Source organism: Niallia sp. FSL W8-1348 (assembly GCF_038006745.1).
In the GTDB taxonomy this organism is placed as follows: Bacteria; Bacillota; Bacilli; order Bacillales; family Cytobacillaceae; genus Niallia; species Niallia alba.
The window spans coordinates 1540980-1563731 of sequence record NZ_JBBOVV010000001.1 but is presented as its reverse complement, the minus strand read 5'-3'; the positions used below and the strand labels follow the sequence as shown (position 1 = coordinate 1563731).

Genomic DNA, 22752 nt, shown 5'->3' with positions numbered 1-22752 from the left:
ACAAAAGTTTCAATAGGCGGAGAAGTCTCTTCTTTTCTACGTCTAGTTGGTAGTTTCACTTTATTTGAAGGGGAGATGGAAGTGAATGATAAAGAGATCTATATTCTTCAGCTAATTAAAGAAAATCCCTTTGTTACTCAAAATGAACTGGCTGAGAAAATGGGATTGTCCCGTTCTGCAGTAGCAGGATATATTTCTTCTTTGACAAAAGAAGGAAAACTATTAGGAAGAGCCTATGTGTTACCGAAAAAGAAAGAAGTTATTTGTATTGGTGGAGCCAATGTTGATCGAAAAGTTCAAGCAGAGGAAACAATCCAGTATGGAACGTCCAACCCAGCTTCTTCAAGTCAATCACCTGGAGGAGTTGCAAGAAATATTGCAGAGAACTTAGGAAGACTGGGACTTGAGACCTCTTTATTTACAATCGTAGGAGATGACCATGAAGGAGAATGGTTATTAGATAATACGAAAATTTATGCAGATATCACTCCTTCTCTCTTGTCTAATTTGCATCGAACAGGTACGTATACAGCTCTGTTAGATTCAGATGGTGAGCTTGCCGTTGCTTTAGCAGATATGTCTATCTATGACAGCATTGATGTAGAGACAATTGATAAAAAATGGGGCTATCTAGCAACATCAGAATTAGTGATACTAGACACTAATTTTTCTGCCGATGTTTTAGAGTATATTATTGCTAGATGCAGGCAAGAAAAAATGGCATTATGTATTACGCCTGTTTCTGCACCAAAAGTAAGGAAATTGCCAGAAAATTTACAGGGAGTTACATGGCTTATTGCAAACAGTGAAGAGGCTGAGGTACTAGCTGGAATGGAAATAAAAGAAGAAGGCGATTTCTTTAAAGCAGCGGAAATCATTCTTGCAAAGGGTGTAGAAAAAGTTGTTATTACCCGAGGCGATAAAGGACTAATCTATTTTACTAAATTAGGTGAAGCTGGTGTTATTTTACCTCCTGAAGCAGAAGTGGTCGATGTAACAGGAGCCGGTGATTCATTAGTTTCGGGTATTATGTATTCACATATTAAAGGCTTAAGCACGGAAAATGCTTGCAAAATTGGAATCGCGTGCTCAATTATTACGCTGCAATCTTATCAGACAGTAAATCCATTATTAAATAATAAAAAACTGCAAGAAATATTTGGAAAATACTTTCGTTAAAAGGAGCAAATAACATGAAAACAGAATGGTTGGAATTCTCTAAAGAAGTATTAGAGGCAAAGAAAAACGATCTCCCAATTGTAGCATTAGAATCAACAATTATATCCCATGGTATGCCTTATCCGCAAAATGTTGAAACAGCTAAAGAGGTAGAGGATATTATCCGTAAAAATGGAGCAGTCCCTGCAACCATTGCGATTATTGACGGGAAAATTAAGATTGGTCTTTCGGACGATGAAATTGAATTTTTAGCTAAGAGCGATAATATTGAAAAAGCAAGTAGACGTGATTTACCTTATCTAATTGCAGGCAAAAAAAATGGCGCTACAACTGTGGCTGCTACCATGATTTGTGCGGAACTAGCAGGGATTAAGGTGTTTGTAACTGGCGGAATTGGTGGTGTTCATAGAGAAGCAGAGCAGACCATGGATATTTCGGCAGACTTACAAGAGCTGGCTAAAACCAGTGTAGCAGTCGTATGTGCTGGTGCTAAATCAATTTTAGATATTGGCTTAACGTTAGAGTATCTAGAAACATATGGCGTCCCAGTGGTTGGATATGGAACAAAATCTCTACCAGCCTTTTATACGAGAACAAGTCCATTTGAAGTGAATTTCTCTGTAGAAACACCAAAAGAAGCAGCAGCGATGATTCAAACAAAATGGGCACTAGGACTAGAGGGTGGGGTCGTTATTGCCAATCCAATTCCAGAAAAAGATGCCCTAGAGGAAAAATACATTACGGAAATTATTGAAAAGGCATTACAAGAAGCAAAAGAAAATAATATCACTGGGAAAAAGGTAACTCCGTTCTTATTAAGTAGAGTAAAAGAGTTAACGGAAGGGACAAGCCTAGTTGCTAATATTGCATTAGTTAAAAACAATGCAGAAGTAGGCTCAAGAATGGCAGTGGAGTTAAATAAATAAGTAATCAAAGACTATTGAAAGTGGAATAATGCTTCATGACAGAAGCGGTATTCTCTTTGAATGGTCTTTTTTCTTACTAGTAAGAGTGGAACCCACTTCTCAAGGATATTTTAACAATAGAAGGAGCTCCCACTTTTCTAGTTTTCTTGTCTTTTTTTGAACTTTACATATTCAAGAATACCGGCAAAATCTTCTTTTGTAATACCATCCTCTATGGCTTCTTCAACTAAACTAATCCAGTCTTCGTCTATCCCGTCTATTGCTGAATGGTGATTGTCTAGTAGTTCTTCTACATTGGTATCAAGGGTGTATGCAAGTTTCGTTAGTACTTGAAGAGAGGGATTTTTTTGAATCCCTCTTTCAATATAGCTTAAGTAAGATTTAGAAACACCGGATTTGTCGGAAAGTTCATTGATAGAAAAACCTCTTTTTAATCTTAATTTCTTTATTTTTGCTCCAACCAACATGACAATATTCTCCTTACCACATATAGAAGTATAATTTCATTATAACGAACGAACTGTTCAATAAAAAATACAGAAAAGCTAGAAAACGAGAGGATATTCAAGAAAGCGAACGAAATTCGTTCTTTAAAAAGAAAAAACGGCTGATTTTGGAATTTTCGAAAATGATAGATTTGCACTATACTAACTAATAAGTTCTTAAAAAAGAACGAATTGGAAATTTTAGAACATATCTACATACTGTGATGAACTTTTACTCCTATCAATTATTATTTATTCAAATTCAAGTAAGCTTAATGGAAAATAAAGGGGAGAAAAATGTATAGAAAAAACTGTGATAGATGCCTAAGACCGTCGTATAGTAGTAGCGAAATAGGAAAATGGATTTGTCCTATATGCCAAAATGATTTGACTGATTATCCTTTTTTTGATGCGATTACATTTGAACAAATATATATAAATTATTCTTTTAAAAAAGTGCTAAAAAGCTATCAAACGCAATATTATGATAGAAGTCAATCTAAATAGTACTGCTGGCTTACTAGTAAAATGTAAATAATGCTTAAGTAGGATTCTTTCGATTGGATTCGAGGGATTCAACATATTTTGTAGAAACAACAAGAAATCTTTTAGTAATTTGTCCTAATTTTATGACAAATTACTGCAATATTCTAACAATAAAAGCGTTATAATGAGAAAACAGTAAAAGGATAAGGGAATAATTAAATGTAAAAGGCAAACCAATACGAAAGTTTGGGACGCAAAGTCACGGATCTAATGTGCGAAACAATGATGGCCGGACTGCCAAAATACAAATGTATTTTTGGAGGGAAGAATTAAGTGATTAATAGTCAACTTTTTACCGAAGAATTGGATTCAGAATGGATTCAATTAATTAATGAAGCCAAAGATATTGGAATGAATTTGCAAGAAGTAAGAGAGTTTTTACGAAGCGAGAAGGATTACTTAATTCAAGAAAATACGAAGTAAACATTTAAATATAGTACCTTTTGAACACAAAAGTAAAAAACATCTACGTATAATTTCTCACAATAGAAAAAATTGCATTGTGAGAAATTATACGTAGAAAAAATTTTTTAGAGTTATCATAACTTATTTAAGATATATAAGTTGGAAAAAATATTATTTTTTTTGTTGCAATCTCCATCTATTAAATTCCAAAAATTCGCGAAATTCTTTTTTAGATACTCCAGAATCCATTGCTTCTTTCACAATTTTTAACCACTCAGAATCTAAATCATCTTTATTTTGCTGATCATTTATTAAATGATCAACTGGTATATTAAAAACAGCGGCAATTTTCTCTAAAAATTGAATCGATGGATTGGATTGTAAATTTCTTTCTAAGGAACTTAAATAAGACTTCGCCACTCCTGCCTGTTCAGCTAATTCTGACAAGGACATTCTTTTCTCCAAACGTAGCTGCTTTACACGATCCCCAATCATACGCTCACTCACTTTCACTCTTAACAATATGTATATTTATCATAGCATTTATAGATAAAAAGTTCCATATAAAGAACAAATTGTTCTATCCACTATGCTTATAAATCAATGATGTAAATAATTATTTTTAAATTTTGTTCACAATATTGAAATATATCCAATAGTATTTACCCTTTGTTAAATAAAATGAAACATTTTTTTATTTGTTTTTCAATCCTTTTTAGACAATTTGTCTGAAAAAGGGTAGAATGGTAACGAATAATTTGAAAATGTTGGTGAATTTCATGTTGAATAAATATTATGTGATATTCGAAGAACTTGAAGCGGCAATTAGAAATGGGAAGTATCCACCGGACACTATTTTGCCATCTGAAAATGAATTAGCAGAGCAATATAACACATCTAGAGAAACGATCCGTAAAGCTTTAAATATTTTATCCCAAAAAGGATATATCCAAAAGCTCAGAGGGAAGGGTTCCTTAGTACTTGATCTGGAAAAACTGCAATTCCCGATTTCTGGATTGGTTAGTTTTAAGGAATTAGCAGATAAAATGGGACATTCCTCTGTGACCATTATTGAAAGCTTTACGAATAAACAACCATCTTCTCTTTTACAAAAAGAAATGCAGCTAAGTAAAGAAGATTCTATTTGGGAAGTTTTTCGTGTAAGAGAAATTAATGGGGAACGCATTATTTTGGATAAAGACTATATTGTTGAAAAATATGTGCCTGGATTAACAGAAGAAATATGTAGAAGTTCTATTTTTGACTATATTGAGAAGCAGTTAAACTTAAAAATTAGTTTTGCGAAAAAAGAATTTACGGTAGAAGAGCCTACTGAAGAAGATTATAACTTACTTGATTTAGAGGGATTTCATTCAATTGTTGTTGTTAAAAACTATATCTATTTTGAAAATGCCACGTTATTTCAATATACAGAATCTCGACATCGCCCAGATAAGTTCCGATTTGTTGATTTTGCAAGGAGAAACGAAGCTTAAAAAATAATGATAGCATGTTTTATTTTCTTTCTATGGGGAACGTTACTTATAGAAAATAGGAAAAGGAGATGCTAGATATGAGTAAGAAGATTGCTACATTAATTACTGATATGTTTGAGGATTCTGAGTACACAGAGCCGGCTAAAGCGTATAAAGAAGCTGGACACGAGGTAGTAACAATTGAGTTAGAAGCTGGTAAAACAGTACAAGGAAAACAAAAAGAGGCAACAGTAAGTATTGATAAAGGAATAGATGAGGTTTCTCCTAATGAATTTGATGCTTTATTCATTCCAGGGGGATTTTCTCCAGATCAGCTTCGTGTAGATGATCGAGTAGTTGTCTTTACTAAGGCATTTATGGATGCAAAGAAGCCAGTTTTTGCAATTTGTCATGGACCACAGCTACTTATCACTGCGAAAGCGCTAGAGGGTAGAAGTGCTACTGGTTATAAATCAATTAAAGTGGACATGGAGTATGCTGGTGTTACTTTCAAAGATGAGGAAGTAGTTGTATGTGGGGACCAATTGGTGACAAGCAGAACGCCAGAGGATATTCCTGCATTTAATAGAGAGTCGTTAAAGCTTTTAAATAAATAAAGGAAATATCAAACTAGAAGGGGCTGTACGTACACCGATTTATGGTAAGAAGAATATAATCTTTTTATCATGAGTTGGAGTAGGTATCGGTCTCTTTTTTGTGTTATCTTTAAGAAGAGAAAAGCGACATTCAAAAGATTCGCTGCAAAATATTCCGCAGAAGCAGCAATGATAAAAAACAGCAAAAAAAGTGCCAAATGAATATAATCTGGATGAGGGAAACGAATAATAATGAACGATTCCATGCAAGAGAATAGATAGAAAGAAGGATTGTAAATGATTGTATTAAAATCCACACGGGAAATTGAGCAAATGAGGAAGGCTGGTGAAATTCTAGTTGGTTGTCATAAGATGATTGCCAAGATGATAAGACCAGGAATCACTACTTTGGAAATTGATCAGAAGGTTGAAGCATATTTAGCGGAAATGGGAGCGACTCCCGAACAAAAAGGGTATCGTGATTATCCATATGCAACTTGTGCCAGCATTAATGATGAAATTTGTCACGGTTTTCCAAGGAAAGAGCCTTTAAAAAAAGGGGATATTGTAACAATCGACATGGTTGTTAATTATAATGGTGCTTTGGCTGATTCTGCATGGACCTATGCGGTTGGTGAAATAGCTACAGAATTAGAGAAATTAATGGATGTCACAAAAAAAGCTCTCTATGCGGGAATCGAACAGGCGAAGGTTGGAAATCGAATCGGCGACATTGGATTCGCTATTCAGCAATATGTGGAAGAACAGGGCTTTTCTGTTGTGAGAGATTTTATTGGCCATGGTATTGGGAAAGTAATTCATGAAAAACCAGAAGTACCTCATTTTGGTTTAGCTGGTAAGGGACCTCGCATAAAAGAGGGAATGGTATTTACGATTGAACCAATGGTTAATGTTGGCGATTATAAAATGAAAATGGATAATAACGGATGGACAGCAAGAACAGTAGATGGTAAACACTCTGCACAATATGAACATACTATTGCTATTACGAAAGAAGGAGCAATAATCCTTACAGATCAAGAGGCTTGATCTGTAAAAGGTACATAGAAGAATGAAGCAAGCTAGGAATGATCTGTTTTCCTGTAGTAAGCTTATGCAATTTAAAAACAAAACGATTTTTAAATAAATAATCAGTGGGGATGTGCGCCACTGATTATCTTTTTTATGAGTTGTTATTGTTTACGCAAGTTCCCAAGTTCTTCAGCGATTGCTTGCATTTCATTTGGGCTAAAGGAATCTTTTTTCATCACATGTTCGTAAATTTCTTTAATGTCATCATAGAGATCTTCATCAAAATGCGTGGATTTAATCGCACCTATGTTTAATACTTTTAACTTTTCTTTTATTTTTTCAATCATGAAATTTACGTTTTCTGTTGTTTTAATATCTAAATTCATGCCTTTCCCCTTTCTTGGACAATAAAGTTGTTCTATTCATCTTTTCATGCAAACATAGAAATGTCAATATAGAGAATCATTCATAAGTTGTTGCCATTACTTACAAAGTAAAATAAGTATGTAAATAAGAAAATGGAGGAAAATAAGTCTGAAATAATTATTGAAATCACTATCTCAAAAAGAATGCATGACAAATAAACCATCATTGGATGATTTTTTTAAAATTTATACGACAAAATCAAGATGCTTCTAACACATGATAACCATGGTTTTTAGCTAATAAAATCGCTTGTTCTACCGTGATTTCACGGTTTACTGGAAGAACATCCGATTTTAAATATAATTCAGCGTTATAGGCTTCTTTCTTTTTGAGAATATTGTAGATAGCTGTTAAAAGCATTCGTGCAATCGCAATAATTGCTCGTTTGTGACCACGGCGTTTTCTTAGCCGTAGGTAACGGTTTCGAATTTCGGGATGTTTTTCACTTTTAACCACTGCGGTTGCACATTGCACCAAAAGTGGTTTTATGTAACATCCAGCTCTTGAAATTCTTACTGACTTTTTCTTGCCGGCACTCTCGTTATTTGTGGGTGTAAGTCCTGCCCAGGAGCATAAATGCTTAGCTGTCGGAAACACGTCCATATCAACACCTATTTCGGAAACCACGGCAATGGCGGAAAAAATGTTTTTAAAAGACGGAACAGTTAAGATTAAGTTGATTTCATCATGGTAGGACGCGGCAAGTGAAAGAATAATTTTTTCAAGATCTGCTTTACGGGCTCCAAGGTCTTCATAATGTTGTTTAATAACCTTTAATTTTTCAGCCTGTTCAGATGTAATGTATCCATCAATAGCGAGCTCGAGTTCAGGAAGTTTATGCTTCATGGAGCCATGAATTAAAGGTTCTAAATCAAATGAGGTGTCTAATGGATCCTTTAGTAGCTTCTCAATAATGTTCATGGAGCTTTTGCCGAAGGTATCCGAAACAATATTTCCAAGCTGAATATTAGACACAGTTAAACTGTTTTGAAGACGGTTTTTCTCACTCGACATAAAGTTAGTCAGCTTGAAGCGATAACGCATAAGGTCACGAAGCTGCCTAATCTCAAGTGGAGGCATAAAGCTTCCGGCTACAAGATCATGTTTAAATAAATCAGCAATCCATTTAGCATCTTTTTTATCGGTTTTTTTACCGCGGATTGCCTTGACATACTTAGGATGCGCCAAGGTGATGTTACAGGAATCTTCTAGTACATTGAACACAGGAATCCAGTATTTCCCGGTAGATTCCATACAAACATCCTGACAATCATTTTCACAAAGCCATTGTGACAGCTCAAGCAATCCTTTTGTATAGGTTGAAAAGCGATGGCGTTTGTAAGTGGTTACTCCTTTGGAAGTGGAGGCAATACAAGCCACAACAAAGGATTTGTGGACATCAATTCCACAACAAATGGGATAAACAATTTTTAAAGCCATAGGGAAAACTCCTTTATAAGATTTATAGGGATAGACAACATTGACTGATTGCCCAGCAATAAACGAGTAATGTTTATACAAAGATAAGTCTGCGTGCTCGAAGTCACACTTATTTGTGCTTGGAAAGGCAATCTACACATATAAAAATGCGGTCACTCCACAACTGGAGCAGCCCACTCACCTCCGCGTGATTTGTAGTTGATTGGTATCCCTATGGCTATAGATTTGCCAAAATAACGCTCAGTGCAAACTTGTTTCATTACGTTTTGTGCCTTGAGCGAAGCGAAAGGAATGGATATAAAAATGAAAGTACGTGTTTTATTTATTTGCTTAGGGAATATTTGTCGTTCACCAATGGCGGAGGCGATATTCCGTGATTTAGTTAATAAAGAAGGATTGCAAGATAAGATTGTTTGCGATTCAGCAGGAACAGGTGGATGGCATAGTGGAAATCCTCCTCATCAGGGAACAAGAGATATTCTTAAAGTGAATAATATTAAGGATGCAGGTATTTTTGCCCGTCAATTGGCGAATAAGGATTTAGAAGAATTTGATTATCTGATTGCAATGGATAACAGTAATATAGCGAATATTAAAAATCTGAATGACATGTTAGATGGCACAAAAGTCCGCCTTTTAATGGATTATACAGACGATGCTGCGGGAATAGAAGTACCAGACCCATATTATACCGGTAATTTTGAAGAAGTTTTTGCATTAGTGAAGGATGGCTGTGAAGGTTTGCTAAGGGAGATAAAACAAGTGTATTCCTTATAAGGTAGCCTGTTGTCATCCTTCAAGAAATAGTTGTATATAAATGTGGCTTAACAATGAACCAAACAACAATTTTGGAGAGGTGGCAGGGACTATGAAAATGAGTATAACAAAAGGTTTTTTTATAGGCAGTCTTATTGGAACGGCGATAAGCCTGTTGGACAGGCATACAAGACAACAGGCTGTAACGACTATACAGCATGCGAAAGATACTGTAACAGATTTAGACCAAATGACGTCAAGTTTGAATCTAACTTCAGAAAAAATAAAGAACTCAGCTACGAAAATTTCCGATGATGCAGCTTTTGTTAAGAAGCAACTTGAGGAATTAAAAGGAATAACGCCAGTAGTTGCAGGCATTATTCGAGATACTAAAGAAGCATTTTCGAAAGGGAACACGATCAATCAGGAAAGAAAGCTAGTCTCTAGCATACAATATTTACCTAAGACGGAATAGCTGTATGAATGCTTTTTAGAATGTCTAGTAGCTTAAATGATACCAATATCTATAAAAAAATCAGCCCAGCTTTGCTTGGGTATATGTATATTTAGAGATGGAGGTATCATTCAGGCTACATCTTTTTATAGTACATAATACAAGCTCTTATTAGGGACATGTTTTTATTTACACGATAACGGGCAAAGGTACATACATAAATGAACTGTTAGGGCGGTGATTTTGTATGGGAAAGGTCATTCATTTTTTTAAGGTTCTCATCAAAAATATTCAACAAGATGATGTATTTGATTTGGCAGCACAGTTAGCCTACTATTTTTTATTGTCTATTTTCCCACTACTCATTTTCGTAATGACACTCCTTCCATATCTTCCTATTACAAAAGAAGACTTGCTAGGCATAGTGGAGGGATTTGCTCCTGGAGATATTATGAATACGATTGAATCAAATATCGATCAGGTGCTAAACAGAAACGTGAGTCTTTTATCATTCGGGATCATCGCGACAATATGGTCTGCTTCAAATGGCTTAAATGCTATCATAAAGGCTTTAAATAAAGCCTATAATGTGGAAGAAACCAGATCATTTATTGTTGCAAGAGGGATGTCTATTTTGCTGACACTTGGCATGATTGCGGTAGTAGTAGTGGCGCTGTTATTACCAGTATTTGGAGAGCAAATAGGGATGTTTTTATTTTCACAATTTGACTTAACAGATGAGTTTTTATCTATATGGAATACGTTAAGATTTCTTGCATCGCCAATTATTTTATTTATTGTGTTTCTTGCCCTTTATTGGGTTGCTCCAAATAAAAAACTGAAATGTATTTCTGCCATTCCCGGAGCAATTTTCGCTGCGATTGGCTGGGTTCTTGCCTCCTTGGCTTTCTCCTATTATGTTGGGAATTTCAGTAACTATTCCGCAACTTATGGAAGTATTGGGACCATTATCGTTTTAATGATTTGGTTCTATATTACTGGCATAATTATCATCTTGGGTGGAGAGATCAATGCTTACTTTACGGAAAAGAGAAAAGAACCTTGTTAACCAGTATCCGTAATTTACCTCTATAAAAGAACACTAATAGAACAAACTAATAGTGGGGAAAACAATTAATAGGGGGGATTTAGAATGACAAAACATACAAAAAAAGATGGCGGCACAAAACAAAAAGGGAAAAGTAAGCCAAAACATAAAACATCTAGTTCTGCTAACGGACAAAACGGCTACCACTAATAGAAGTGTATAACCTTATTAATAGAAAGCCTTCAAAGATTTAGTCTTTGGAGGCTTTTTAAATATGTTATGGCGGGGAAATCAGCCAAATCGGATGAGAAATCAGCTAAAGTGGTCGAGATATCAGCCAAAGCAGCTGGAAATCAGCCAAAGCAGCCGGAATATCAGCCAAAGCAGCTGGAAATCAGCCAAAGCAGCCGGAATATCAGCCAAAAAAGCTGGAAATCAGCCAAAGCAGTCGAGATATCAGCCAAAATAGCTGGAAATCAGCCAAAGCAGCCGGAATATCAGCCAAAGCAGCCTTAATATCAGCCAAAAAAGCTGGATATCAGCCAAAGCAGCCGGAATATCAGCCAAAAAAGCTGGATATCAGCCAAAGCAGTCGTGATATCAGCCAAAAAAGCTGGATATCAGCCAAAGCAGCCGGATATCAGCCAAAAAAGCTGGATATCAGTCAAAGCAGCCGGAATATCAGCCAAAGCAGCTGGATATCAGCCAAAGCAGCCGGAATATCAGCCAAAAAAGCTGGATATCAGCCAAAGCAGGCGTATCAGTCAAAATAGCCAAAGCGAATGTCATCATCAATCAACCCGCCAAACAATATGGTCTTTTAACTTTTTAATAACCGCAAGCTATTCAAAATCACCAAGATTGTACTGCCTTCATGCCCAATTACACCAAAAGGGAGGGCAACTGCTTGTAAGAAGTTCGAAATGATAAGCAACATAATAACAGAAATGGAAAAGATAATATTTTGTTTAATAATACGATTCATCCGCTTAGATAGTTGAATGGCCTCTGCTATACGTGGCAAATCGTTTTTCATTAATACGACATCTGCTGTCTCTAACGCAACATCGGTCCCTTCTCCCATTGCAATACCTACATTTGCAGTAGCAAGAGCAGGTGCGTCATTAATTCCATCTCCAACCATTGCGACGATTCCATATTTCTCTTTTAGCTCTTTAACGGAAGCTACTTTCTTCTCCGGTAAGCATTCAGCAATATATTCATCAACATGGCTTTCTTTGGAAATAGCATTAGCTGTTTTTTCACTATCTCCTGTAATCATAACCGTATAAATGCCGTTCTGCTTTAAACGATCAATTGCTTCTTTTGATTCTTCTCGTACAACATCCTTTAGAGCAATCAGGGCGATTATTTCTGTGTCCTTTTTGACAAATACAGCTGTTTTTCCTTCATTTGATATTTGTTCATATATTTTGTTTTGGAAAGCAATTGCTTCTTTTTCTCCCACAAAAGCGGCTTTCCCGATTCGCCATTCCGTATTATTAATTTTTGCTGTAACGCCCCAACCTGAATTATCTTGAATGCTTTCTGGTTGTGTTAACGGTTCATTGTATTTCTGCTCAGCATATCGAACGATTGCTTTTGCGAGGGGATGGTTTGAATGACTTTCAATGCTAGCCGTTAATTGAACAATTTCTTTCTCCGTAAATTTATTATCGATAAATACATCTGTTACCACAGGCTTTCCTTTCGTTAACGTTCCTGTTTTGTCAAAAGCAATTGCGCTTACATGGGCGAGATTTTCTAGATGGACGCCACCTTTAAAAAGGATGCCAGCCCTTGCTCCATTTGAGATTGCTGATAAGGTAGCTGGCATTATACTAGCTACCAATGCACAAGGAGATGCGACTACTAAAAAAATCATTGCTCGATAGAATGTTTCATTCCAAGACCAACCCAACAGAAAATGCGGAAGGATCAGTAATAGGCCAACGATAGATAAGACTATTTTGACATAGGATCCTTCAAATTTTTCGATAAAAGCTTGAGAAGGTGATTTCTCACTTTGTGCCGATTGAATCAAGGTAATAATCTTTTGAAAAAGTGTTTCGTCTGCATGCTTTGTAAGGGTAACAGTAATTGAGCCACTTATATTTACTGTTCCAGCAAATACTTCATCATTTATTTCTTTGGTTAATGGAATGGATTCACCTGTAATAGCGGCTTCATCAATCGCCGTTGTCCCTTTGATAATTTTTCCATCTACGGGGACTCTTTCCCCGGGCTTAATTAAGATGATGTCAGAGATAGTAAGAGAAGATACTGGAACTGCTTGTTCACGACCATCTGGAAGTATTTTAATTGCTTCTTCTGGTTGTAACTTCATAAGGGCAGATATTTCCTTATTACTCTTATTCATTGTATATGTCTCTAACGCGCCGCTTACAGCAAAGATAAATATTAATATCGCACCTTCAGCCCAATATCCGATAATAGCAGAACCAATTGCAGCAAAAATCATTAGCATTTCGACATTTAATTCTTTATTATCAATGGTTTCGGTGATTCCCTCTTTTGCCTTTGCATATCCACCAATCACAAAAGCAAGCAAGTAGGCAGCGATAGAAATAGATGAATAATCGAAATGGTGTAAAATCCATCCAATCACAATTAAAATTCCGCTTATTCCAGCAGCAATTAGTTCGAGATGAGGAGATAGCTTTGCAAATAAAGATGGCTTCATTTCTACCTTTGGTTGTACATAGGTTTTGAATTCCGTTTCTGTGGACATTTGTTTTTTCCTCCTTTTAAATGATTATCTGTTCTTATTGAGAGAGAGAATCAAGTTCACTACCCTTAAAAAACACGAAAGCTGCCACCTAAGAAGGTGACAGCACAAAATAACGAATAGAAATAGTTTTTTATTTAATTTTATAAGATAAGCTTACCACATATTGTATGTGCTGAATATCATTTTGCCTCTGTTAAGTAATGATTTCTCGATTCTTTTTTCCCAAAGATAAAAATGATGGAACAAACAACAAATAAAATTGCCGCAATTACTATAAAATAGCTAATATGCTGGAAATATTGAATAAATACTCCTCCCAGATAAGGACCAATTAAACTGCCAACACTAAAGGCCATTCCACATAGAAGGTTTCCGGTAGGAAGAAGATTGGTTGGCACTAAATCAGTCATATAGCTAATCCCTAAAGAAAAGGTAGAACCAACTGCCATTCCAGCAAGGAAAAGACAGATAATTAAGCCGATTAAATAAGCCTCAAGTATACTGGCGAAAGAAAAGCAGGTAGTACCAATAATCAGAATCGTTACAAGTGTCCGTCTTCTGCCAAATTTATCGCTGATCATCCCTAATGGAAGCTGAAACACAATGGCTCCTATCGAAAAGGCAGTAAGTAAAAGAGAAATCTGGACAACACTTAAATCGATTCTTAATCCGTACACAGGAAAACTTGAGTTTAAGCTTGATTCTAAGAAACCATAGGCGAGCGGGGGAAGAAAAGCAATCCACGCATATTTCATGGCACTAGAGAAACGCTTCATTGTATCCAAAAAGGAATTTGTTTCTACTGTTTGTTCTGGAAAGTCATTTTTAATCCATAGTATAAAAATCCAAGCGATAAAGCACATAATAGATGAAAGAATAAAAGGCAGTGATTCATTTACTTTTACTAAAGGAGTTAATAATGGTCCAACTGCGAACCCAATCCCAAAGAATACACCGTATAGAGAAATGTTTCTTCCCCGTTTTTCTATAGGTGATGCAGTGGTTATCCAAGTTTGTGTAGCAAAATGGAGTGAATGATCGCCTATTCCAATAAACAAACGAAGAAGAAACCAAAACCAAAAAGACTTCCAAAGTGGAAAAAGTGCTAGTGACAGAATAACAACAAGACCGCCAAATACGATAACGGGTTTATATCCATATTTACGCAAAGGATATTCCATAAAAGGAGAAATAAGAAGAATCCCCATATAGAGTCCTACTGCGTTTAATCCATTTAAACTAGAAGATAGGCCATCATTTTCAAAAATGACTGCTATTAATGGCAGCAGCATTCCTTGACTAAATCCAGAAATACTGACGATGCTTATTAGTACGGCGAATTTTTTACTGTTCATAATTATACTCCCTTGTTTCTTACACTGTTGTCTATATTTAGTCTCCCTAAATGATGTTAAAGGGGAATGAACAGTATTGCAATAGATTTTTTTTGAAATAAAACTACTAATTTTCCTATCAAAAGAGAAAAACATTTTTAAGAAATTGGTTATATTTGGGCGGAGTAGCAGTATAATAAGTTTAGCCTGCAGTTGGATGGGAAATTATATGAGGGTGATAGGAGAAAGGAAGCGAGAAAAAATGGTTAATAAAATATTTACGATTGCAGCATTTATTGGGGTTCCCTTATCGATAATAGGTTCCTTATTACATTGGTCAAGTATTCTTATGTTCGTTATTTACTGTCTTACCATCATTTCGTTATCTAGTTTTATGGGCAGAGCGACAGAGAGCTTAGCGATTGTTGCTGGTCCCAGAATTGGTGGGTTATTAAATGCTACTTTTGGTAATGCGGTAGAATTGATCATTGCTATATTTGCTTTACGAGAAGGGTTAACAGAGGTAGTATTGGCATCCTTAACTGGTTCTGTGTTAGGGAACTTATTGCTTGTGGCAGGCTTGTCCTTTTTTATTGGTGGATTAAAGTATAAGAGACAGCAATTTAATGTTTATGATGCTCGTCATAATTCAGGATTATTAATATTTGCAGTCATTGTTGCATTTGTGATTCCTGAAGTATTTACGATGAATATGAATGCAGAAAAAACACTTTCTTTAAGTATCGGAATCGCTATTATTTTGATTGTATTGTATTTAGCAGCATTGTTTTTCAAACTAGTGACTCATCGTGGTGTTTATCAAGTAGAAAAAAACGGAGAGCATGGTCATGCTCATGAGGAAACTCCAGAATGGTCAGTGAAAAAAAGTATCACTATTTTGGCGATTGCAACACTGGCTGTTGCTTATGTATCTGAAAACTTAGTACATACATTTGAAGTAGTAGCAGAATCTTTTGGATGGTCTGAGCTGTTTATTGGGATTATCATTGTGGCTATCGTTGGAAATGCAGCAGAGCATGCTTCAGCTGTTGTAATGGCATATAAGAACAAGATGGATATTGCGGTTGAAATTGCTATCGGATCAACCTTGCAAATTGCCATGTTTGTCGCACCATTACTAGTTTTAGTGTCTTTGCTTTTCCCGAGTGGAATGTCATTAGTCTTCACACTGCCAGAACTTATTAGTATGGTAACAGCCGTGTTGTTAATGGTAAGTATTTCAAATGACGGAGAGACAAACTGGTTTGAGGGAGCAACCTTATTAGCTGCTTATGCAATAATGGGAATTGGATTTTACTTGCTTTAAGAAAGTAGAATATGGAGAAATAGCAAGGCCTAGCCGTTTTCTTTACAACGGCTAGGCTTTTTTTGCGTGAATTCACCTTTCTTTTATATAAAATAAGTCTTTTTAAGTATTCGTTGATTTAGATATGTTGTATAGGGAATCTATCATGTCGCTTCCATCGGATCACCAACCTCTTTTCCTTTTATAGTTTGGATAAAGCTCTGATTGATGAATATTCAAAGGTTTATATTTTCCTCCTTTACAAAATATAAGCGATCTAAAATAGCTACCCTCCTTTTATTTGATGACCTTATTATACAATAATATCGGATAAATGTAAATATTCTGATTATTTATTTTTGTTAATAATGGACAAGTTTTAAGTGCCTGAGGCATATGAATGAAAGAAGTGGAAAAAGGATGTATGGAGAAAGGAGATATAAAGGTATGTCACTGTTTTATCGATGCCTTTTCTATGTTGGTGGGCTTTTTATATTAGCATTTGGGGCTACGTTAACTATTAAGGCAAATTTAGGAGCCGGCCCTTGGGATGCTCTCAATGTAGGCCTATCTCATTTAGTTGGATTAACAATAGGAAGCTGGATTGTTATAGTAGGTATCATTCTTATATTCGTCAATGCTTTGCTTTTACGCAAAAAGCCAAACTTATTGTCCCTTGCCACAGTGTTTATTCTAGGATTTTTTGTTGACTTTTGGATGGCTCATTTAGTAAATCGTTTCCATTATTTTATGTTTATGAGCCAATTAATTTTACTAATTACTGGATTAATCATTATTGGTCTAGGCATTGCCCTCTATTTGCAATCTGAATTTCCTTTAAATCCAATTGATGATTTTATGGTTACTATTCAGGAAAGATATGGCGTTAATCTTATGATTGCCAAGTTAATTGGAGAAATACTTGCTTTATTGTTTGCTTTTTTAGTAAATGGTCCCATTGGACTTGGTACATTAATTATCGCTTTTGGGCTTGGTCCTGCTATCCAATTTTTCCATCCGTACTGTTCTAAGTTAACGGGGAAATTTGTAATGAAATAGGAGGAAAGAAAAAAATTCTTTTAATAATGGATAATCTAAGCGAACTCCGAAAAAAATAACCATAGTTATGGATGATTATTTGAAGGGAGTTCAAACTTGCTATGTATAAGAAAATAACGATTGTGCTTTTATCTTTTTTCTTAATGCTTCCAATGTTAACTTATGCGGAAAAAGCAAAAGAGAAAGAAAAGGAAGAAAATGTACCGAAATCCAAGATTATTACCATACCTAATTCCGTTATGAATATAACGAAGGAAAATACGTATCCAAATCCAACACAAGATGTACCTAAACTGCAGCCTAGTGAATTAACACAACAGCTTATTAATTCTTCAAAGGTGAAAATTGATAATCCGGATTTAATTCGTATGCTGAACGAATCCACAGTGAATAGTACCCCATTTGCACTTGGATACAAAGCAATTGTTTATTTAGGACAATGGCCGCTTAACTACGAATCAACAGAAACAGCACCGAATTGGGAGTATCAGAAAGTAAATACGAATTTCTATGATAACCGTGGTGGGAAATTACCATATCAAATCCATTATGTTCAAGAATCACAGAAAACGGTAAGAGGCGGTTTAACGGCAAAGGTTCCAAATGCAGAGCAAGTAAAAAAAATGATGCTCGTAAAAGCAACCCAAAATTCAGGGTTATCTCTCGCATTTGAAACAGTGATTGGAACAGGAACAAAGAAAGATCAACTGTACAATATTCCCCCTAAAAGACTAGGGTATTTATATGGCTACGCTCCTGCTGTCAACGAAAAAGGAAAAGTGACGTATGGCGAAGTATATATGATGCTAAAAGGAAGCAAAAAATCAATTGTCGTGAAAAATGTAACTTCACAAGGAATTGGCGCTTGGATACCTGTTCAAGATCATGTTTCTTTTGGATTTATGGCAAGTGAAAGACCGAGATAAATAGATGTGGAAAGACTGACTTTGGATGTCAGTCTTTTTTGTCGGTTTTGGGGGGAAGGAATGTGGTTCGTTGGGGGATGAACGCAGAAATTGCAGGAGGGAAAGGAAAAAGTGGTGTTCATCAAGGGGATGAACGCAGAAATTGTAGGAGGGAAAGGAAAAAGTGGCGTTCATCAAGGGGATGAAAGCGGAAATTGCAGGAGGGAAAGAGAAAAGTGGTGTTCATCAAGGGGATGAACGCAGAAATTGCAGGAGGGAAAGGAAAAAGTGGTGTTCATCAAGGGGATGAAAGCGGAAATTGTAGGAGGGAAAGGAAAAAGTGGCGTTCATCAAGGGGATGAACGCAGAAATTGCAGGAGGGAAAGAGAAAAGTGGTGTTCATCAAGGAGATGAACGCCCAAAAAGCAGCATCAAGAAAAATGTCATTCATCAAGCAAGCTAACCTCAAACCCAAAATAAAAAAGTGCCCATTTTCCAATGGACACCATTTCAATTAACGACTAATCAATGCTTTTTTTGTTGTAAAATCAATATCTTGATAGTAACTATTTTTTACAAGAACATTTGGTCCAAGGCATTTGACAGCTGGGCAATGGCAGTTTAATGAACGAGCTAAATCAGTGGAAAGCCACTTTTGGAAAATATCCTCTAAATGATCTGTTTGAATATTTCCAAGTGCTGGTGTATCGCCGAAATCAGTAACGATTACATCACCAGTAAAAATATTTACGTTTAAACGAGAACGGCCATCAGGATCGTTACGAACCGTTACATTTTTGCTAGAGTAAAGGCGACTTAGTAACTGTAGGTCTTCTTCTTTGCTGTTACAAGGATAGAATGGAAGTGTACCAAATAACATCCATACATTTTTATCACGAATATCTAAAAGATGGTTAATGCTGTCTCGGATTTCATCTAATGATAAAGTTTCTAAAGTAGAAGCAAAGTCAGATGGATACATAGGGTGAATTTCATGCCTTTGACATTTCATTTCATCGACAATTTGTCGGTGGATATGTTCTAAATAGGGAAGTGTACGTTTATTCAGCATTGTTTCTGCAGAGACTACAACTCCAGCTTCGACTAGTGCTCTACTATTCGTAATGATGTTCTGAAATAGTTTGGCTCTTTGTTCGTAAGTCGGCTTTCTTGTCATCATCGCAAAACCACGTTCCGCAAATTCCTCTTCTGTGCCCCAGTTATGGGAGATATGTAGCACATCTAGATAAGGAATAACGGCTTCATAACGATCGATCCCTAGTGTTAAATTTGAATTTAATTGTGTTTTTACACCACGACTGTGTGCATATTTAAAAAGAGGAACAACATAATTTTCTACAGATCTTCTACTCATCATTGGTTCTCCGCCAGTAATGCTTAGAGACCGAAGATGAGGGATTTCATCTAGTTTTTTCAGTAATAAATCAATGGGCAATGCGTTTGGGTCTTTTGGCTGAAGTGTATAACCAACAGCACAATGCTCACAGCGCATATTACATAAAGTAGTAGTCGTAAATTCAATATTGGATAAGGTTAATTTTCCATGCTGCTCCATATCCATATAAGCTTCCCAAGGATCTATACTTGGGGTAATCCTATTTTTTTCTGTAATCATGATAAGCTCCTTTTATAAAAAGAATAGTTAAACTATATCTATGTGTAAATAAGGCATAGAATGCAATTTTTATCTTTGAGGGGATAAAGTCCCCTTGTCATTATTAAAGGAAAAATCCTATCTGTCAAACGTTTTTGTTTTAAATAATTCTTTGGCGGGAAAAGAAACTTTAACGAGAAGAAGGGAGATGAATGATATGTCTAATGCAACAAAGCAAGGGAATAAAATTGTAACAGGCTTAGTAATTGGAAGTGTCATTGGTGTCACAATTTCTCTAATTGACCCAGCTACAAGAAAAAGAACGGTGCAGAAATTCGAAAGTATAAAAGATGCAAGCACTCGTTTCGTTCAGAGTTATAAAGAAAACCCTGATGAATTTAAGCAGGATTGGAAAGAAAGATTCCATAATTCTTCTGATGCGATGAGGGACATTGCTAATGACACCCAAGGATTGTACAAGCAGATTCAATCTACCGTATTAGAGCGTTCTAAAGATTTAAAAGAAATTACAGAGGATTTTAAACAACTCTATTTTCAAACAAAACGACAATGTAAACAGATCACAAAGAAAATTACTACCACAAAAGATCAAATTATTGAATCATCCGATTTAGAAGAAAAGCCACAGCTTCCAGTTGAAACAGGAGATAGGGAAGTAATGAAAAGTAATGAGACAGTACTAACAACTTGAACAAATAGTAGAAAAGAAAGGAGCATCTAGTATTTTGGCTAGATGTTTCTTTTATCTATGCATGCTAAAAAAATTATAAAAAGAACAAAAACTAGTTATACAGAGTTGAATAAATAACTAAGAACTCTGTGTAATCCATGGAAAACGCAGATTCCTTTCTTTCAAAGGTGTAAAAAGATAAAACATGTGCAAAGATAAAAAGGAAGGTTGCTGAAAGAAGGAAAATTCGTTACGATTAAAGGGTAGTTTTGAAAGGAGAGAGTATGTTGGGTAGTTCAATTACAGATAAAAATGAGCAAGTTACTTTTCTAAAAACAAGATTAAATATGTTTATGGATGTACTAGATGCGATTGATCCAGAAGAAGCGGAGTTAGAGGATATCGATCGTTTAATTCAAATGATAGATGAAATAGAATCGAAATGTAATGAGTTTAAACATAGAGATTTGTAAAAGTGTAATGCTTGGGTGAAATCATCCAAGCTTTTTTATTTATATAAGGATTTCCAGAATATTTCTGTAAACGATTGCAAATTACTTCTCTATCGTAGAAGAGAAGAGTATAATTTTTTATAGGGAGTTATTTGAGTGTAACAAAAAATTGCAAGGTTTGCTTGCGCTTTTCAATGAGGGGGAGAAGCATGTATTTTGAAAATCTGAAGAAGAGTATTTACGATTTAATTGTAGAAACATCGACCAATCTTCCAAAAGATGTGAGACGTGCGATTGCGAAGGCAACAGCGTCAGAAAATGCTGGAACGCGTTCTGCGATGAGTTTAGCGACAATTACGCAGAACATTGGAATGGCAGATAAGGAAGTCTCACCTATTTGCCAAGATACAGGGCTGCCGACTTTTAAAATTAAAACACCTGTTGCTGTTAACCAGCTAGAAATAAAAGCAGCTATTTACGAAAGTATGGAGCTTGCAACGAAGAATGGTAAGCTTAGACCGAACTCTGTTGATTCTCTTACAGGGGAAAACAGTGGAAATAATTTAGGGGCAGGGACACCTGTCATTAAGTTTGAACAGTGGGAAAAAGACTACATCGATATTCGGTTAATTTTAAAAGGTGGCGGCTGTGAAAATAAAAATATTCAATATAGTCTTCCTTGTGAATTAGAAGGACTAGGCAGAGCTGGACGCGATTTAGACGGTATTCGTAAGTGCATCTTACACTCTGTTTATCAAGCACAGGGACAGGGATGTAGTGCCGGGTTTATTGGCGTCGGAATTGGAGGGGATCGATCTGCGGGCTATGATTTGGCAAAAGAACAGCTTTTCCGCTCTGTAGATGATACAAATGCCATTCCAGAATTAGCAGTTCTCGAAGATTATATAATGGAAAATGCCAATAAATTAGGAATTGGCACGATGGGATTTGGTGGTGAAACAACACTATTAGGCTGTAAGATTGGCGTGATGAACCGTATCCCTGCAAGCTTCTTCGTATCTGTTGCGTATAATTGCTGGGCATTCCGCAGACTAGCTATTTCGATAATTCCTGATACGGGAGAAATCAAGGAATGGCAATATCAAGAAGGAGATAAAATTGACTTTAAAGCAGAGGCTAGTAAGGAAAATGAAGCGGGTACAGCAGAGGAAGTTATTATACTACAGGCACCAATCAGTGAAGAAGATATTCGTCAATTAAAAGTTGGCGATGTGGTGCAAATTAACGGCATGATGTATACAGGTAGGGATGCAATCCATAAGTATTTAAGTACAAATGATGCACCAATTGATTTAAATGGGCAGATCATTTATCACTGTGGACCAGTTATGCTGAAAGATGAGCATGGAAATTGGCAAGTTAAAGCGGCTGGACCAACAACAAGCATTCGCGAGGAGCCTTATCAGGGAGACATTATGAAAAAATTTGGCATACGTGCAGTAATCGGAAAAGGTGGTATGGGTGCCAGAACATTGAAGGCATTGGAAGAGCATGGCGGAGTATATTTAAATGCAATTGGAGGAGCAGCCCAGTACTATGCAGATTGCATGAAGTCGGTAGAAGGGGTAGATCTTATGCAGTTCGGTATCCCAGAAGCAATGTGGCATTTGAAGGTAGAAGGATTTAAAGCGGTTGTTACAATGGACTCGCATGGTAACTCTCTTCATCAAGATATTGAACTATCCTCCTTAGAGAAGTTGGCAATGTTTAAGGATAGAGTGTTTTAATAGAAGTATGGAAGGGAAAAGAAATACCGACATAATCTGCTGTATTTTTCCAAGCATTATTCCTCGAGTTTAACTAAAACTAACAGATAGTTAATCTGTTAGGAGGAAAAAAAGTGGAGAGA

The 22752-nt window shown here is 36.0% G+C and carries 25 protein-coding genes and 1 riboswitch; of the genes, 18 read left to right on the top strand and 7 right to left on the bottom strand.

Annotation, left to right across the window (positions count from 1 at the left end; translation table 11 throughout):
- Positions 1–75: 75 nt before the first annotated feature.
- Both NST60_RS07390 and NST60_RS07385 read left to right on the top strand, forming a co-directional pair.
- A complete protein-coding gene (locus NST60_RS07390) occupies positions 76–1179 on the top strand; it encodes a carbohydrate kinase (RefSeq protein ID WP_016202292.1) in 1104 nt (367 codons plus the stop codon).
- 14 nt (positions 1180–1193) lie between these two features.
- The gene (locus NST60_RS07385; protein WP_016202293.1) at positions 1194–2105 is read left to right on the top strand and encodes a pseudouridine-5'-phosphate glycosidase; all 912 of its coding nucleotides are present in this window, start codon (positions 1194–1196) and stop codon (positions 2103–2105) included.
- 137 nt (positions 2106–2242) lie between these two features.
- Here the strand turns inward: NST60_RS07385 and NST60_RS07380 are convergent, their stop codons facing one another.
- On the bottom strand, positions 2243–2572 hold the full coding sequence (locus NST60_RS07380) for a helix-turn-helix domain-containing protein (protein WP_016202294.1): 330 nt from the start codon (positions 2570–2572) through the stop codon (positions 2243–2245).
- A 721-nt stretch (positions 2573–3293) separates the two neighbouring features.
- Positions 3294–3378, top strand: a riboswitch (cyclic di-GMP riboswitch).
- A 31-nt stretch (positions 3379–3409) separates the two neighbouring features.
- On the opposite strand from NST60_RS07380, the gene NST60_RS07375 reads away from it, so the two are divergent.
- Positions 3410–3559, top strand: coding sequence for an anti-repressor SinI family protein (locus tag NST60_RS07375; RefSeq protein WP_016202296.1), 150 nt, complete (start codon positions 3410–3412; stop codon positions 3557–3559).
- Between the two features lie 153 nt (positions 3560–3712).
- Here the strand turns inward: NST60_RS07375 and NST60_RS07370 are convergent, their stop codons facing one another.
- Complete coding sequence (locus NST60_RS07370; RefSeq protein ID WP_016202297.1) at positions 3713–4036, bottom strand: helix-turn-helix domain-containing protein; 324 nt, start codon at positions 4034–4036, stop codon at positions 3713–3715.
- Between the two features lie 284 nt (positions 4037–4320).
- Here NST60_RS07370 and treR point away from each other — a divergent pair, with 284 nt between their 5' ends.
- The 3 genes from treR (at position 4321) to map (ending at position 6662) form a co-directional block, all read left to right on the top strand.
- Entirely contained in the window at positions 4321–5037 is a 717-nt protein-coding gene (gene treR / locus NST60_RS07365; RefSeq protein WP_040343000.1) for a trehalose operon repressor, read from the top strand.
- Between the two features lie 77 nt (positions 5038–5114).
- Entirely contained in the window at positions 5115–5633 is a 519-nt protein-coding gene (locus tag NST60_RS07360) for a type 1 glutamine amidotransferase domain-containing protein (protein ID WP_341098518.1), read from the top strand.
- Between the two features lie 276 nt (positions 5634–5909).
- A complete protein-coding gene (gene map / locus NST60_RS07355; protein ID WP_328020615.1) occupies positions 5910–6662 on the top strand; it encodes a type I methionyl aminopeptidase in 753 nt (250 codons plus the stop codon).
- Between the two features lie 143 nt (positions 6663–6805).
- Here map and NST60_RS07350 read toward each other — a convergent pair whose 3' ends face one another.
- Entirely contained in the window at positions 6806–7030 is a 225-nt protein-coding gene (locus NST60_RS07350; RefSeq protein WP_016202301.1) for a DUF1128 domain-containing protein, read from the bottom strand.
- Between the two features lie 238 nt (positions 7031–7268).
- Positions 7269–8510, bottom strand: coding sequence for an IS110 family transposase (locus NST60_RS07345; protein ID WP_016205480.1), 1242 nt, complete (start codon positions 8508–8510; stop codon positions 7269–7271).
- A 303-nt stretch (positions 8511–8813) separates the two neighbouring features.
- Between NST60_RS07345 and NST60_RS07340 the strand changes: the two genes are divergently transcribed.
- The 4 genes from NST60_RS07340 (at position 8814) to NST60_RS07325 (ending at position 11284) form a co-directional block, all read left to right on the top strand.
- Positions 8814–9287 carry a low molecular weight protein-tyrosine-phosphatase gene (locus NST60_RS07340; RefSeq protein ID WP_016202302.1) on the top strand — a complete coding sequence of 158 codons (474 nt, stop codon included), beginning with the start codon at positions 8814–8816 and terminating at the stop codon, positions 9285–9287.
- Positions 9288–9378: 91 nt separating this feature from the next.
- On the top strand, positions 9379–9741 hold the full coding sequence (locus tag NST60_RS07335) for a YtxH domain-containing protein (RefSeq protein ID WP_016202303.1): 363 nt from the start codon (positions 9379–9381) through the stop codon (positions 9739–9741).
- Between the two features lie 226 nt (positions 9742–9967).
- The gene (locus tag NST60_RS07330; RefSeq protein ID WP_016202304.1) at positions 9968–10789 is read left to right on the top strand and encodes a YihY/virulence factor BrkB family protein; all 822 of its coding nucleotides are present in this window, start codon (positions 9968–9970) and stop codon (positions 10787–10789) included.
- A 258-nt stretch (positions 10790–11047) separates the two neighbouring features.
- Complete coding sequence (locus NST60_RS07325; RefSeq protein WP_341098516.1) at positions 11048–11284, top strand: hypothetical protein; 237 nt, start codon at positions 11048–11050, stop codon at positions 11282–11284.
- 304 nt (positions 11285–11588) lie between these two features.
- Here NST60_RS07325 and NST60_RS07320 read toward each other — a convergent pair whose 3' ends face one another.
- Entirely contained in the window at positions 11589–13520 is a 1932-nt protein-coding gene (locus NST60_RS07320) for a heavy metal translocating P-type ATPase (RefSeq protein ID WP_302183225.1), read from the bottom strand.
- A gap of 179 nt (positions 13521–13699) precedes the next feature.
- The gene (locus tag NST60_RS07315; RefSeq protein ID WP_169187873.1) at positions 13700–15010 is read right to left on the bottom strand and encodes an MFS transporter; all 1311 of its coding nucleotides are present in this window, start codon (positions 15008–15010) and stop codon (positions 13700–13702) included.
- A 106-nt stretch (positions 15011–15116) separates the two neighbouring features.
- On the opposite strand from NST60_RS07315, the gene cax reads away from it, so the two are divergent.
- From cax to NST60_RS07290, 5 genes are all read left to right on the top strand, one after another.
- Positions 15117–16181 carry a calcium/proton exchanger gene (gene cax, locus NST60_RS07310; RefSeq protein WP_016202307.1) on the top strand — a complete coding sequence of 355 codons (1065 nt, stop codon included), beginning with the start codon at positions 15117–15119 and terminating at the stop codon, positions 16179–16181.
- 426 nt (positions 16182–16607) lie between these two features.
- Positions 16608–17219, top strand: coding sequence for a YczE/YyaS/YitT family protein (locus NST60_RS07305; protein ID WP_101729659.1), 612 nt, complete (start codon positions 16608–16610; stop codon positions 17217–17219).
- 101 nt (positions 17220–17320) lie between these two features.
- The gene (locus NST60_RS07300; RefSeq protein WP_169187874.1) at positions 17321–18145 is read left to right on the top strand and encodes a YfkD famly protein; all 825 of its coding nucleotides are present in this window, start codon (positions 17321–17323) and stop codon (positions 18143–18145) included.
- A gap of 163 nt (positions 18146–18308) precedes the next feature.
- Entirely contained in the window at positions 18309–18434 is a 126-nt protein-coding gene (locus NST60_RS07295) for a hypothetical protein (RefSeq protein ID WP_263479807.1), read from the top strand.
- A 30-nt stretch (positions 18435–18464) separates the two neighbouring features.
- Positions 18465–18587, top strand: coding sequence for a hypothetical protein (locus NST60_RS07290; RefSeq protein WP_263479806.1), 123 nt, complete (start codon positions 18465–18467; stop codon positions 18585–18587).
- A gap of 51 nt (positions 18588–18638) precedes the next feature.
- Here the strand turns inward: NST60_RS07290 and yfkAB are convergent, their stop codons facing one another.
- Positions 18639–19760: a radical SAM/CxCxxxxC motif protein YfkAB gene (gene yfkAB / locus NST60_RS07285; protein WP_169187875.1), complete on the bottom strand. Its 1122-nt coding sequence runs from the start codon at positions 19758–19760 to the stop codon at positions 18639–18641.
- 196 nt (positions 19761–19956) lie between these two features.
- On the opposite strand from yfkAB, the gene NST60_RS07280 reads away from it, so the two are divergent.
- The 3 genes from NST60_RS07280 (at position 19957) to NST60_RS07270 (ending at position 22630) form a co-directional block, all read left to right on the top strand.
- Positions 19957–20451 (top strand): YtxH domain-containing protein, encoded by a 495-nt coding sequence (locus NST60_RS07280; RefSeq protein ID WP_169187876.1) that lies wholly within the window; start codon positions 19957–19959, stop codon positions 20449–20451.
- Positions 20452–20717: 266 nt separating this feature from the next.
- On the top strand, positions 20718–20903 hold the full coding sequence (locus tag NST60_RS07275; RefSeq protein ID WP_016202312.1) for an SE1561 family protein: 186 nt from the start codon (positions 20718–20720) through the stop codon (positions 20901–20903).
- 188 nt (positions 20904–21091) lie between these two features.
- Complete coding sequence (locus tag NST60_RS07270; protein ID WP_169187877.1) at positions 21092–22630, top strand: fumarate hydratase; 1539 nt, start codon at positions 21092–21094, stop codon at positions 22628–22630.
- Positions 22631–22752: the final 122 nt, after the last annotated feature.